This is a genomic window from Isoptericola sp. NPDC056573, assembly GCF_042793335.1.
In the GTDB taxonomy this organism is placed as follows: domain Bacteria; phylum Actinomycetota; class Actinomycetes; order Actinomycetales; family Cellulomonadaceae; genus Isoptericola.
Genome location: NZ_JBHTUY010000006.1, coordinates 237,516 through 251,517, shown reverse-complemented (window position 1 = coordinate 251,517; position 14,002 = coordinate 237,516). Strand labels below are relative to the sequence as shown.

10 protein-coding genes are annotated in these 14,002 nt (G+C 74.5%); 4 read left to right on the top strand and 6 right to left on the bottom strand.

The window, feature by feature from the left end:
• Positions 1–92 precede the first annotated feature (92 nt).
• Entirely contained in the window at positions 93–2,183 is a 2,091-nt protein-coding gene (locus ACFQ8E_RS13080) for a beta-galactosidase (RefSeq protein WP_430550995.1), read from the top strand.
• Positions 2,184–2,320: 137 nt separating this feature from the next.
• A complete protein-coding gene (locus tag ACFQ8E_RS13075; RefSeq protein ID WP_430550994.1) occupies positions 2,321–3,922 on the top strand; it encodes an arabinogalactan endo-beta-1,4-galactanase in 1,602 nt (533 codons plus the stop codon).
• Between the two features lie 18 nt (positions 3,923–3,940).
• Here ACFQ8E_RS13075 and ACFQ8E_RS13070 read toward each other — a convergent pair whose 3' ends face one another.
• Positions 3,941–5,248 carry a serine hydrolase domain-containing protein gene (locus ACFQ8E_RS13070; RefSeq protein ID WP_430550993.1) on the bottom strand — a complete coding sequence of 436 codons (1,308 nt, stop codon included), beginning with the start codon at positions 5,246–5,248 and terminating at the stop codon, positions 3,941–3,943.
• Between the two features lie 164 nt (positions 5,249–5,412).
• Positions 5,413–6,399 (bottom strand): hypothetical protein, encoded by a 987-nt coding sequence (locus ACFQ8E_RS13065; RefSeq protein ID WP_430550992.1) that lies wholly within the window; start codon positions 6,397–6,399, stop codon positions 5,413–5,415.
• Between the two features lie 121 nt (positions 6,400–6,520).
• Between ACFQ8E_RS13065 and ACFQ8E_RS13060 the strand changes: the two genes are divergently transcribed.
• Both ACFQ8E_RS13060 and ACFQ8E_RS13055 read left to right on the top strand, forming a co-directional pair.
• Entirely contained in the window at positions 6,521–7,732 is a 1,212-nt protein-coding gene (locus ACFQ8E_RS13060; RefSeq protein WP_430550991.1) for an MFS transporter, read from the top strand.
• A 42-nt stretch (positions 7,733–7,774) separates the two neighbouring features.
• Positions 7,775–8,170, top strand: a complete 396-nt coding sequence (locus tag ACFQ8E_RS13055; protein ID WP_430550990.1) for a YchJ family protein — start codon at positions 7,775–7,777, stop codon at positions 8,168–8,170.
• Here ACFQ8E_RS13055 and ACFQ8E_RS13050 read toward each other — a convergent pair.
• The 4 genes from ACFQ8E_RS13050 to ACFQ8E_RS13035 form a co-directional block, all read right to left on the bottom strand.
• Positions 8,143–9,540, bottom strand: a complete 1,398-nt coding sequence (locus ACFQ8E_RS13050; protein WP_430550989.1) for a nucleobase:cation symporter-2 family protein — start codon at positions 9,538–9,540, stop codon at positions 8,143–8,145. The genes ACFQ8E_RS13055 and ACFQ8E_RS13050 overlap by 28 nt on opposite strands.
• A 119-nt stretch (positions 9,541–9,659) precedes the next feature.
• A complete protein-coding gene (locus ACFQ8E_RS13045) occupies positions 9,660–11,723 on the bottom strand; it encodes a beta-galactosidase (protein ID WP_430550988.1) in 2,064 nt (687 codons plus the stop codon).
• 115 nt (positions 11,724–11,838) lie between these two features.
• On the bottom strand, positions 11,839–12,615 hold the full coding sequence (locus ACFQ8E_RS13040; protein WP_430550987.1) for a glycerophosphodiester phosphodiesterase: 777 nt from the start codon (positions 12,613–12,615) through the stop codon (positions 11,839–11,841).
• A complete protein-coding gene (locus ACFQ8E_RS13035; protein WP_430550986.1) occupies positions 12,612–13,964 on the bottom strand; it encodes an ABC transporter substrate-binding protein in 1,353 nt (450 codons plus the stop codon). The genes ACFQ8E_RS13040 and ACFQ8E_RS13035 overlap by 4 nt, the downstream gene beginning before the upstream one ends.
• Between the last annotated feature and the right edge of the window lie 38 nt (positions 13,965–14,002).

Sequence of the window (14,002 nt, the reverse complement as noted above, 5' to 3'; positions counted from 1 at the left end):
GTTTCGTGGTGTTATCTAGTCGTTGCCGGGTCACGATGACTGTGACCGAGCACAGCACGCCGAGCACAGCACCGACGCGAGGAGCCTCTCCCATGCCCGACGCCACGCCCCTCGACCTGCCGGGCGGCGCCCCCACCCGGACCACGCCTCTCCGCCCCGGCCCGGACTTCGACGGCTGGCTGCCGGGCATCGACGAGATCTCCTACGGCGGCGACTACAACCCGGAGCAGTGGCCGGAGGAGGTGTGGGCGCAGGACGTCGCCCTCATGCAGGAGGCCGGCGTCACCCTGGTGAGCGTCGGGATCTGGAGCTGGGCGCTGCTGGAGCCGCGCGAGGGCGAGTACGACTTCGGCTGGCTCGACCGGCTGCTCGACCTGCTGCACTCCGGCGGCATCCGCGTCGACCTCGGCACCCCGACCGCGTCGCCGCCGGCATGGTTCTTCCGCACCTACCCGGACTCGCGGGTCGTGACGCGCGACGGCACCGTGCTGGAGTTCGGCTCGCGCGGCGCCGCCGCGCCGTCGTCGCCCGCCTACCGTCGCGCCGCCACCCGGATCGCCGGCGCGCTGGCGGAGCGCTACGCCTCCCACCCCGCCGTCGTGCTGTGGCACGTGCACAACGAGTACGGCGCACCCGTCTCCGACGACTACTCCGACCACGCGCAGCGCGCCTGGCGCCTGTGGCTGCGTGCCCGGTACGGCACGCTGGACGCGCTCAACGCCGCCTGGGGCACGCGCTTCTGGGGCCAGGTGTACGGCGAGTGGGAGCACGTCGTCGCGCCGTCGGCCACGCCGACCGTCGCGAACCCGGCGATGCGCCTCGACTACGCACGGTTCACCGACGCGATGCTGCGCGAGTGCTTCGTGGCCGAGCGCGACGCGATCCGCGCGCACTCCGACGTCCCGGTCACCACCAACTTCATGGCGACGGCGTGCCCCTCGACCGACCTGTGGGCCTGGGGCCGCGAGGTCGACGTCGTCTCCGACGACCACTACCTCACCGCCGCCGACCCGCGCGGCCACGTCGGCCTGGCGATGGCCGCCGACCTCACCCGGTCGGTCGCGGGCGGCAAGCCCTGGCTGCTCCTGGAGCACTCCAGCTCGGCCGTGAACTGGCAGCCCCGCAACGTGGCCAAGCGGCCCGGCGAGGAGCGGCGCAACGCCCTGTCGCACCTGGGCCGCGGCGCCGACGGCATCCTGTTCTTCCAGTGGCGGGCCTCGCGCAGCGGCGCGGAGAAGTTCCACTCGGCGATGCTCCCCCACGCCGGCACGGGCAGCCGCGTGTTCCGCGAGGTGTGCGCGCTCGGCGCCGAGCTCGGCCGCCTCGGCGAGGTGCGGGGCTCGCGCGTGCGCGCCGACGTCGCGCTGCTGTGGGACTACGAGTCGCACTGGGCGCAGGACCTCGAGTGGCGGCCCAGCGTCGACGCGTCGCACCGCGAGCGCACCGAGGCGTTCTACGACCGGCTGTGGCGCGACGGGCTCACCGTCGACATGGCGCACCCGGAGCAGGACCTGTCCGGCTACCGCCTCGTCGTCGCACCGGCGTCGTACCTGCTCACGGCGGCCGCGGCAGACAACCTCACCCGGTACGTCGAGGGCGGCGGCACGCTGCTGGTCAGCTACTTCAGCGCCGTCGTGGACGAGCATGACCGCGTGCACGAGGGTGGCTACGGCGCGCCGCTGCGCCGCGCGCTCGGCCTCACCGTCGAGGAGTTCCTGCCGCTGCGGGAGGGCGAGACGCTCGGCGTCGCCGGCCTGTCCGACGGCGCGCTGACCGGCGACGTGTGGGCCGACGACCTCGCGCTCGACGGCGCGCAGGTCGTCGCCACGTACGACGGCGGCCCGCGGCCCGGCGCCGCGGCGGTCACGCGGAACCCCCTCGGCGCGGGGACCGGCTGGTACGTCTCGACGCGGCTGGACGTCGACGCCCTCGCGCCCCTCATGGCCCGCGTGTACGACGATGCCGGGCTCGCGCCCGCCGGCCTGCCCGCGGAGCTCGAGGTCGTGCGCAGGCACGGGGACGGCGCCGTGTTCACCGTCGTGCTCAACCACGCCGACGCCGACGCCAAGCTGCCCGACGTCGCGCCGGGCTCCACCGACCTGCTCACCGGGGAGGACGTCGCAGGCTTCGTCGTCGTCCCCGCCGGCGGGGCGCGCGTGCTGCGCACGCCCGTCCCGCACTGACCCGCGACCTGTCAGGGCGAGCGCGGGGCATACCCCGCGCTCGTCCTGACAGATCGGGGCCCACAGGAGCTGTCAGGGCACGCGCCCGGCATACCGGGCGCTGACCCTGACGGCTCGCCCGACGCGAAAGGACGATGATGTCGCACCGCACCCGCACGATCGCCACGAGCCTGCTCGCCGCCGCCCTCTCCGCCACCCTCGCGGCCGCGCTCGCCGCGCCCGCGGGCGCCGCCCCCGGCGGCCGGTCCGCCGTCGAGCCCACGAACGCAGGGTTCTCCGGCCTGGACGGCTGGACCGTCACCGGCGACGCCTCCGCCGCGACGACGGAGGCCGGGGGCCGTACCGGCGACCGGCTGACGCACTGGTCGGACGCGCCCTACGAGGTCACGACGTCCCAGCGCCTCGGCCGCCTGGGGACGGGCTGGTGGACGGCGAGCGCCTGGGTGAAGTCCGGCGGGCTGGACAGCTCGACGCTGTCCCTGACCTGCGCGGGCGGCACGTCCGGCACGGTCACCCTGCCGCAGTCGCTGCAGGACGACGCGTGGGTGCGCGTCGCCGTCTCCGCGAAGAGCCGCGGCGGCGACTGCACGCTCGCCGTCGCGACGGCGGACGACGCGGGCGGCGCGTGGGCGAGCGTCGACGACGTCGCCGTCGAGCGCGGGCGGGTGACGCGCGACGTACGCGGCGGCGACCTGTCCGGCCTGGCGAAGAACGAGGACCACGGCGCCACCTACGCCGACGTCGACGGCACGCCCGGCGACGCGGTCGAGATCCTCGCCGACCACGGCATGAACCTCGGCCGGCTCAAGGTCTGGGTGGACCCGGCCGACGGGTACAACGACGTGGCGCACGTCGTCGCGACCGCACGGCGCATCCAGGCCGCGGGCATGGACGTCATGGTCGACTTCCACTACTCCGACCGGTGGACCGACCCGGGGGCGCAGGGCGTGCCGGCCGCGTGGGCGGGCACAGGCGTCGAGGAGATGACCGACCTGCTCGGCGCGCACACCCGCGAGGTGATGACGGCCCTCGTGGACGCGGGCGTCGACGTCGCGTACGCGCAGGTGGGCAACGAGATCAACCCCGGCATGCTGTGGCCGTACGGCCAGACGTGGGACGTCGACCCCGGCGACGGCGTGGACGGCGCGCAGTGGGACGCCCTCGCCGGGTTCCTCACCGCGGGCCACGACGCGGTGAAGGCCGTCTCGCCGTCGACGCAGACGATCCTGCACCTGACGAACATCAACAACGGGATCGACTCGCTCACCTGGTGGTTCGACGAGGTCACCGCGCGCGACGTGCCGTTCGACGTCGTCGGGCTGAGCTACTACGGCTACTGGCACGGGTCGCTCGCCGACCTGCAGGGGGCCGTCAGCACCCTGTCCGCGCGCTACGACCGCGACGTCATGGTGGTCGAGACGGCGTACCCGTTCACGCTCGAGGACGACGACCCGGCCTGGGAGAACGTCATCGCGTCCGAGGATCAGCTCGTCGACGGCTACCCCGCCACGCCCGAGGGCCAGGCGGCGGCGTTCCGCGCCGTGCAGGACACGGTCGCCGCCGCCCCCGGCGGTCGCGGCCTCGGCGCCGTCTACTGGGAGCCGGCCTGGACGGCCGTCGAGGGCAACGGCTGGGACCCGGAGGACCCGGCGTCCGGCAACGCGTGGGAGAACCAGGCGATGTTCGACCACGACGGGCGCCTGCTCGGGCCCGTCGCGGCCGAGCTCGCCGCCGACTGACCGACGTCGTACGGCGGGTCAGCAGGTGGCGAGCAGCGCGGGCACCAGGGCGGTGCCGAGGTCGGACTCCAGCGACGTCAGGTCGCGGCCGGTCAGGGCCACGGTCACCTGGCGCTCGGCGTCCGGCGAGGTCAGCGTGATGCTGAGCGTGCCGAACGACGCGCCGTCGTGCCCGTACAGCCACGCACCCTCCTCGCACGGGTCGGGCAGGCGGTACACGCCGAGGCCGTAGTCCGGCAGCGTCTGGCTGTCGACGGTGCGCGGCGTGAGGACGTCCGTCACGGTCTCCGGCTCGAGCAGGTCGCCCGTCACCAGCGCCTCGGTGAACCGCTGCAGGTCCTCCGTGGTGCTGGTGACGGCGCCGGCCGAGCCGAACAGGCTGGGATCGAAGCCGTCGAGGCCGTACCAGCCGGCGCCGAGGTCGCCCGTGTACGCGGCCTCGCGCAGGAACGGGCCCCGGTAGCCCGGGTCGTCGGGGTACGCGGAGTGCCGCATCCCGGCGGGCTTGAAGACGCGCTTCTCCAGCAGGCGCTCGACGTCCTGCCCGGTGGCGTGCTCCAGCGCGAGGCCCAGCAGCACGTAGCCGGCGTTGGAGTACGAGGCGTCGGTGCCGGGCTCGAACAGCCACGGCTGGTCGTCCATCGCGGCGAGGTGGTCCGCCGTCGTGTACTCCTCGCCGAGGACGTCGAAGAACTCGTCGTAGTCCTCCGGGTCGGTCATCCGGCTCGCAGTGAGTGCGGCGAGGTGGTCGGGCAGACCCGAGCGGTGCGTGAGCAGCAGCTCCAGCGTCACGTCGTCCTCGTACGCGTCGGGGACGACGGCGGCCGCCTCGGGCACGACGTCGACCACCGGGGTGTCGAGCGACCACGTGCCCTGCTCGACCTCCTGGAGCACGAGCGTCGAGACCATCATCTTGGTGTTGCTCGCCGCGCGGAACCGGTCCTGCGACCGCGCCGGCCCGTGCCCGTCCAGGCGGCGCGTGCCGTCCGCGCCGCTCCAGTGCAGGCCCGGGGCGTCGACCCGGCCGACGACGCCGATCGGGACGCCCGCCGCCGTGTCCGCGAGCGCCTGGTCGAGAGCGTCGGTCACGGCGTCGGCCCGTCCCGACGCCTCGCTCGGCGCGCTGAACGTCCTCGCGCGAGCCTGGCGCTCCGCCTGCGCGACGGCGTCGGCCACCGCCTGCGCGACGGACGAGCGGTCCTCGTCGAGAGCCGCCGACGGCGAAGGGCCCGGCGGCTCGTCCGCCCCCGCGGGCAGCGCGCCGAGGCCCAGTGCGAGCGCGGCGGCGGTCGTGACGGTCAGGGGCGTGCGCATGCGGCGGCGCATGGTGTCTCCTTCGTCCTCGGTGTCGGTGCACCCACCCTCGCAGGGCGGGCCGCCCGGGCGGATCCGTCGGGCGACGGAGATCCGCCGTCGTCGCCTCCGCCGTCCGCCGGACGCCGAGGTGGTGCTACCTCGGCAGGGTCCGAACTACCTCGGCAGGGTCCGAACTACCTCGGCGTCTGCGGGACTACCTCGGCGAGGCGGGCGGCGGCCTCGTCGCGGCGGCGGGTGGCATCGGCCAGGGTGCGCTCGGCGCGCTGGCGGGCGACGACGGCGCCGCGCAGGTCGGCGTCGACGGCCGCGGCCTCGTCGTCCAGCTCGGCGAGGCGACGGCGGGCGGCGTCGCGCTCGGCGTCGGTGCGGTGCGCGACACCCTCGATGCGGCCCACCTCCGCGGCCGCCGCGCTGCCGGCGTCGCGCGCGGCGGCGACGTCGTCCTCCGCGTCGGCGAGCTCCTGCTCCGCCTGCTGCCGGGCCGCCTCCTGCGCGGCCTGCTCCTCGGCGGCCGCGTCGTCGTCCTTCCTCGACGGGCCCCGTCGCCGGCGGCCGGCGCGCGCCCCGCCCGGGAGGTCGGGCACCGCGTGCAGGTGCCGCGACGGCGCGCCGTCGTCGTCGACGGGCGCGATGCCGAGCGCGTCGGGGACGGCGACGGCGGAGGCGACGTCGGCCCGCCCGATGCCGGTGGCCTGCAGCGGCCCGACCAGCAGCCCGCCGCGGACGGCGCGGCCGGCGTCGGCGTCGATCATCGCGGCGGTGAGCGTGGCCTCCACCTGCGCCAGGACCGCGCCCGAGACGGACGCTCCGGTCTCGACGGCGAGCGATCGCGCCCGCGCGGCGACCGCGGCGACGAGCAGCCGCCGCTGGCGCGTGAGCTCGCGCAGGCGCTTGCCGTCGAGGTCGTCCTGCGCCTCGCGGAACGCGGCGCCGAGCTCGACCACCTGCTCCACCTGCGCGGCGTCGGCGCGCGCGAGGAGGTTGACCACCCAGGCCGCCGTCGACGGCTTGCGCAGCCGCTTCACCCGGTCGGCCGCCTCGTCCTCGCCGTCGGCGCGCAGGGCGGCGGCGCGCGCGTCGCGCGCGGGGACGAACGCCGCCGGCTCGAGGGCGTAGAGCTCCCCGGCGACGTCGGTCAGCAGCTCCGCCAGCGTGGGCACCCTCCGAGAATCCGGAACGCCGCCGCCCACCGCAACCCCACCCGCGCGAGCTGTCAGGACCAGGTCACGGTATTCATGCTCCTGGTCCTGACGACTCGCGCCTACGATCGTCTCGATCCCCATGACCGAGAACCTTCCCCACGCGCCGGCGTCCGCCATCACGCCCCCTGTCGACGAGCGTCGCGCCACGATCATCCTGGTCGCGATGGCGCTGTCGACGTTCCTGTTCGTCACCGTCGAGTCGCTGCCGTCCGGACTGCTCACGCTCATGGCCCCCGACCTGGGCCGGTCGACGTCCGAGATCGGCCTGCTCGTCACGGCGTACGCGCTGGTGGTGCTGGTCACGACGGTGCCGCTGGCGCACTGGGCGCGACGCGTGCCGCGCCGGTGGGTGCTGTCCGCGTGCGCGGGCGTGGCCGCCGTCGCGACGCTGTGGGCCGCGCTCGCCCCCAGCTACGAGCAGCTGCTGGCCGCCCGCCTCGTGACGGCGACGGCGCAGGCCCTGTTCTGGGCGGCCGTGGTGCCCGCGACGACCGGGCTGTTCCGGCCCGTGGTCCGCGGCAGGGTGATGACGCGCCTCGCCCTCGGCAACTCGCTCGCCCCCGTGCTCGGCGTGCCGGCGGGGACGTGGCTCGGCGAGCACACCTCGTGGCGGTGGACGTTCGCCGCCGTCGCGGTCCTGTCGCTCGTGGTGACGTTCGTCGTGCTGGCGCTGTTCCCCACGATGGCGCCGTCCGAGGGCGGCGCCAGCCGGGCGCCGCACCCCAGCCGGCGCCGGTTCGGATTCCAGATGGTCACGACCGGCCTGGTGCTGACCGGCGCGTTCGGCGTCATCACGTTCGTCACGCAGTACTTCATCGAGGTCACCGGCTTCGCGCAGTCGGACATGGCCCGGCTGCTGCTCCTGCAGGGCGCGGCCGGCGTGATCGGCACGATCGTCGTGGGCCGGTTCATCGACGCCCGACCCGTGGCGGTGCTGCTGGTGGCGCTCGCCGTGCTCACCGCGGCCCTGCTGGGCCTGTGGGCGTTCGGCGAGCAGCCGGTCGCCGCCGTCGCGTCCCTGGCGCTCTTCGGGTTCTCGTTCTCCTGCGTGCCACCCGCCCTGTCGCACCGCGTGATGCTCGTCGCCCCTGGTTCGACCAACATGGGGGTGGCCATCTCCTCGTCCATGTTCAACGTGGGCATCGCGGCCGGTTCCGGGCTGGGTGCGGCGCTGGTCGCCGCCGTCGACGTGCGCGTCGTGCCGCTGGCGAGCGCCGTCGTCGTGCTGCTGGCGCTGCTCGTCGCCCTCGGCGAGGAGCGGTTCAACCCGCGCCTGCCCGGCGCGCACTGACCCGACGCACCCGACCCGACGCACCGACCCCCAGGAGGACCCGTGCTCGACGACGACCGCTGCCCCTGCGGCTCCGGCGACACCTACGGCGCGTGCTGCGGGCCGCTGCTGCGCGGCGACCGGCCCGCCCCCACCGCGGAGGCGCTGATGCGCTCGCGCTACACCGCGTTCGCCGTCGGTGACGCCGCCTACCTGCGCGCCACGTGGCACCCGCGCACGCGCCCGCCGTCGCTGGAGCTCGACGACGACCAGCGGTGGCGGCGCCTCGTCGTGCTCGCCACCCACGCCGGGGGCCCGTTCGACGACGGCGGCGAGGTGGAGTTCGTGGCGCAGTACGCGCAGGCGGCCACGGGTGAGCGTGGCCGCCTGCACGAGGTGAGCCGGTTCGTCTGCGAGGGCGGCCGCTGGTTCTACGTGGACGGCGACGTCGGGGCCTGAGCCGCAGCCGGCTCCAGCTCGGCGTCGGGCGCCGGCTCGGACGCCGGGTCGGGCGCCGGCTCCGGCGACCGCCGGAGCTGGTCGCCGTTGAGCAGCAGGTTGAGCAGGATCGCGCTGATCGCGCCGGCGCTGATGCCGGAGTCGAAGATCAGCTGGAACCACGTGGGGAACTCGGCGTAGATCTCGGGGCGCACGGTCGGGAGCATCGCGACGCCGAGGGACACGGCGACCACGAGGATGTTCTTGCTGGTGAACGTCACCTTGGTGAGCGACCGGATGCCGGACGCCGCGACCATGCCGAACAGCGCGATCCCCGCGCCGCCGAGCACGGCGCTGGGCACGCCCTCGACCACCGCGCCGACCTTGGGCACCAGGCCCAGGACGACGAGGATGCCGCCGGCCATCGTCGCGACGTAGCGCGACGCGACCCCCGTGAGGCTGACGAGGCCCACGTTCTGCGCGAACGCGGTGTACGGGAAGGTGTTGAACAGGCCACCGATCATGGTGGACAGCCCGTCGGCGCGCAGCCCGTCGCCGAGGCGCTGCTTGGTCACCGGACGCCCGGTGATCTCGCCGACGGCGATCATGTCGCCCGTGGTCTCGGTCATGATCACGAGGCCCACGACCAGCATGGACACCACGGCCGCGAGCGGGAACGTCGGGAGGCCGAAGTGGAACGGCGTCACGACGGCGAACCAGCCGGCCTCGCCCACGCCTGACCAGTCGACCTTGCCCATCGGCAGCGCGGCGAGCGTGCCGAGGGCGAGGCCCAGCAGCACCGAGAGGCGCGCGAGCGCGGGTGGCGCGAACCGCTCGACCAGCACGATGAACAGCAGCGTCCCCGCCGCGAGCGCCAGGTCGGACGGCGCGGCCGTCTCGCCGTTGTTCGTGATCCAGCCGGCGGCGACGTCCATGAGCGAGACGCCGATGATGAGGATGACCGTGCCCGTGACGATCGGCGGGAAGAACCGCAGCAGCGCCGAGAAGAACGGTGCGACGAGGATCATGAAGAGGCCGCACGCGATGGTGGCACCGAAGACGGCGGTGATGTCGTAGGTGGTGCCGATGGTGATCATCGGGCCGACGGCGGCGAACGTCACGCCCTGCATGAGCGGCAGCCGCACCCCGAACCGCCAGAACCCGAGGGACTGGATGAACGACGCGATCCCCGCGACGAACAGGTCGGCGCTGATGAGGAACGCCAGGTCCTGGGCGGAGTAGCCGAGCGCGCCGCCCACGATGAGCGGCACCGCCACCGCCCCGGCGTACATCGCGAGCACGTGCTGCAGCCCGAGCGGGAACAGCCGCGCGAACCGTGGCACCTGGTCGACCGGGTGCCTCTCGGTGGTGCTGGGTGATGCGTCGGACATCGGTCGTCCCCTTCCGTCACCGGGCGCCTGGACGGCGCGTCGGGACGACGGTAGGGAGCGACGGTTTCCGTGGGATCAAACAGCGTTTCCGGGAGGTGACATCTTCTCGGATGAACCTTTCACGCCCGGCCGGTGGAGAGGACGACGACGTCGTACGGCGCGAGCGGGAGGGTCGCGGAGCCGTCGTGCCGCACGCCGGTGAGCAGGTCGGTGAGCACGGCGGTGGGCACGGCGGCGGGGCCCACCGCCCGGGCCGCGGCGAGATCGAGCGTCGTCGACCGGTCGGCGTGGTTGATCGCGACGAGGACGCCGCCGCGCCACACGGTCTCGACGCCGGGTTCCTGCCCGCCGAGGGGCACCCCCGCGTCGTCCAGCGCGGCGCGCAGCACGTCACCGAGGCCTCCGGCGGGCCCGGCGAGCGCGGTCCCGACGTACCAGGTGCGGCCCGACCCGTGGGCGTGCCGGGCGACGGCGACGCAGCCGGCCAAGGGTCCGTCGTCGTAGGTGGCGAGCACGTCCGCGCCGTCGGACCGCGTGCGCTCGCCGAGGGTCGCCGCCGTGCCGCGGAGGCCCTCCAGCCCCGCCCCGGACCACGCGACCGCGCTGCCGCCGTCGGGCAGCGGCACCCACTCCTCCGCGGAGACGCCGAGCACGTGCCGCAGCGGCGCGGGCGAGCGCCCGGCGTGCAGGTGCGACAGCCCGTCCGCGGCCCCGCCGAACGGGCCCCACACGAGGTGGCCGCCGCCCGCGACGTACGCGTCGAGGCGGGCCGCGGAGTCGTCGTCGAGCACGTACTGGGCGGGGGCGAGCACGAGGTCGTAGTCGTGCAGCGCGACGTCCGCGCGGTCCGCGGGCACGACGTCGGCCACGACGCCCAGCCGCCACAGCTCGCGGTGCCAGGTCTGCAGCGTCGCGAGGGGGTCGAGGCGCGCCGTCGGGAGCGCGACCTGGGTGGCGGCCCACCAGGACGTCCAGTCCCACAGGAGCGCGACGCGGCGGTGGACGGGCTCGCCGACGAGGCCCCGCAGGGCGCGCAGCTCGGCTCCCAGGCTCCGGACCCCCTGGTGCACGGCCGTGTCGGCACCCGCGACCGGCAGCATCGCGGAGTGGAAGCGCTCGGGGCCGGAGCGCGCCTGGCGCCACTGGAAGAACAGGGCGCCGTCGCAGCCGTGCGCGAGCGCCTGGAGCACCTCGGTGCGCAGCCGCTCGGGCGACTTGGTGAGGTTGTGCTCGCGCCAGCTCACCGCGCTCGCCGCCTGCTCCATGCGCAGCCACGACCCGCCGCCCGCCAGCCCGCGGGCCAGGTGGTTGACGAGCGCCGCGTCCGCGGCGGCGTCAGGCGAGGCCGGGTCCGGGTAGGCGTCGTCGGCGACGACGTCGAGGTGGGCGCGCCAGTCGTGCGGGTCGATGCCGCCGAAGAACCCCATGAGGTTGGTGGTGACGGGGCGGTCGCGGTCGTGCCGCCGGACGACCGCCTTCTGCTCGCGGTAGAGGTCGAGCAGCAGATCGGAGCCGAAGCGGCGGAAGTCGAGCTCCTGCGACGGGTTGCGGTGGTACGGCGCGACGCGCGGCGGCAGGATCTCGGCCCAGTCGCCGTACTCCTGCGACCACACGGCGGTGGCCCACGCGGCGTTGAGGTCGTCGAGCGTGCCGTACCGGGCGCGCAGCCAGCCGCGGAACCGCTCGGCGCAGCGGTCGCAGAAGCAGACCTGGCCGTACTCGTTCCCCGCGTGCCACATCCGGACGGCCCGGTGGCGGGCGTACCGGGCGGCGACCTGCTCGGCGATCGCCACCGCGGCGGTCCGGTAGGCGTCCGACGACGGGCAGTACTGGTTGCGCGACCCGTAGCTCAGCACCGTGCCGTCGGCCGTCGTGGGCAGCGACCCCGGGTGCCGGTGGCCCAGCCACGGCGGCGGGGAGGCGACGGGGGTGGCGAGGTCGACGGCGATGCCGGCGTCGTGCAGCAGGTCGAGCACCTCGTCCAGCCAGGCGAAGCGGTACTCCCCCGGGCGCGGCTCGAGGTGCGACCAGCTGAAGACGCCGACCGTGACGAGGTTGACCCCCGCCTCCCGCATGAGCGCGACGTCCTCCCGCCACACCTCGCGGTCCCACTGCTCGGGGTTGTAGTCCCCGCCGTACAGGATGCCCAGCTCGTCCGTGAGCCGTGCCAGACCACCCGCCATGCCGCGATACCCCCATGGACCGTCGAAGCGCTTCGATGCGCGCTCCAGCCTACCCACCCACGAGCTGTCAGGACCAGCGCCACGTATAGGCGGCGCTCGCCCTGACAACTCGTGATCAGCCGACCCGGCCGGCCAGCCACCCCGCGAGGCGGTCGGGGCGGTCGGTGATGATCTCGTCCACGCCGAGCGCGACGGCGGCGGCCCAGTGCTCGGGCTCGTTCAGCGTCCAGACGGCGGTGGCGAGGCCGGCGTCGTGCAGCCGGGCGACGACGTCCGGGTCGTCGCGCAGCACGGTGCCCTGCGGGTTGCACATGACGACGTCGAGCTCGCGGCAGCGCTCGACCAGGTCGTCGCGGGCGGCGGTGACGAGCAGGCCGCGACGCAGACCCGGGTCGGCGTCCCGCAGCGCGGCCACCGTCTCGGGCCAGAAGCTCTGCGCCACGGTGCGGGCGGCGAGGCCCGCCTCGCGCAGCGGCCCGGTGACCCGGCGCACCTCCTGCACCGACCAGGCGCCCTTGACCTCGAGCAGCAGGTCCAGGCGCGGACGGACGCGCAGCAGGTCGATCACCTCGGCGAACGTCGGCACCCGCTGCCCCGCGTACGCGGGCGAGAACCACGACCCGGCGTCGAGCAGCCGCACCTCGCGCAGCTCGAGGTCCGTCAGCTTGCCGCTGCCGTTGGTCGTCGCGTCGACGGTGTCGTCGTGCAGGACGACGACCTCGCCGTCCGCCGTGAGACGGACGTCGATCTCGAGCGAGTCCGCCCCCGCGCGCGCGGCGGCCTCGAACGCCGCGAGCGTGTTCTGCGGCGCGACGGCGCTGTTGCCGCGGTGCGCGACGACGCGCGGCCGGAGCGTGCCGTCGGCCTCGCTCAGCCCTGCCGTGCCCGTCACAGGTACGGCTCCACGTTCTCGGTGTACGCCGTCTCGATGCGCGGCGCGATGGCCTCGAACGCCGCCTTCGGGTCGGCGTCCTCGATGACGATCTGCTCCAGCGCCTCGTTGAGCAGCGCGTCGGCGCCCGGCACGAAGACGCGGACGTCGTCCTGCACGCGGGCCTTGTCGGCGAGCTGGTCGACGGCGGTGCGGAACTGCGGCGTCTGCTCGTAGGTCTGCTTCATCGCGTCGCTCTCGACGGCGGACGTGCGCACCGGCATGTAGCCCGTGGCCTGGGAGAACGTCGCCGTGTTCTCGGTGTTCGTGAGGAACTCGAGGAACATCGCCGCCGCGAGCTGCTGCTCCGGCGTCTTCGACGACGGGATCGCGAGGCCGGTGCCGCCGGTCGGGGTGCCGCCGCCCTTCGGGCCGTCCGGCAGGTAGGCCGTGCCGACCTCGAACGACGCGGCGTCGAGCGCGCCCTTGAGCGAGCCGGTCGAGCCGATCGTCGAGGCGATCAGGCCGGACGAGAAGTCCGCCATCGCGTCGTCGGCGGAGAGCGTCGCGACGCCCGAGCCGTGGAACAGGTCGCGCACGAACTCGCCGCCCGCGACCGCCTCCGGGGTGTCGAGCGTGAGGTCGAAGCCGTCGGAGTAGGCGCCGTCCTGGCCCCAGATCATGTTCTCGAACCACCACGCGCCCCAGGACGGGCCGGTCGAGAGGCCGAAGGTCGAGCCGCCCTTCGGCACCTCGCCCTTCAGCTTCGCGTCCCACCCGACGAGCTCGTCCCAGGTCTCGGGGCCGCGGTCGGGCAGGCCGGCCTTCGTCCACAGGTCCTTGTTGTAGTAGAAGAGCGGGGTGCTGCGGGCGTACGGCACCGCCCAGTGCTGGTCGTCGTACTCGTAATCCGCGTAGAGGGCGGGCTGGAAGTCCTCCGCGTCGGCGTCGAGGAACTCCATGACGTCGTCCACGGGCATGATCTGGTCGTTCAGGTGGTACCGGAACCACCACACGTCGGACGCGATGACGAGGTCGGGCAGCTCGTCCGTCTGCGAGGCGGCCTGGAAGCGCTGGGCGACCTCGTCGTAGTCGGCGCCGGCGGTCACGAGGTCGACCTCGATGCCGGACTCCGCGGTGAAGTCGTCGATGAGCTGCTGCTCGAGCTCCTGCGACTGGCCCGGGTGGTTGCTCCACCAGGTGATCTCCTGGGCGGGCTCCACCTGGGACCAGTCGACGGCCTCGGCCGACGCGTCGTCGGTCGCGGTGGCGCCGACGCTCGGGCCGCCGCAGGCGGTGAGGGTGAGGGCCGAGACCGCGGCGAGCGCCGCGACGGCGGTGCGGGTGCGGCGGGCAGGACGGTGGGACACACGTGCTCCTTGGTTCGGGGTGGTGCGGGGGTGGAGGT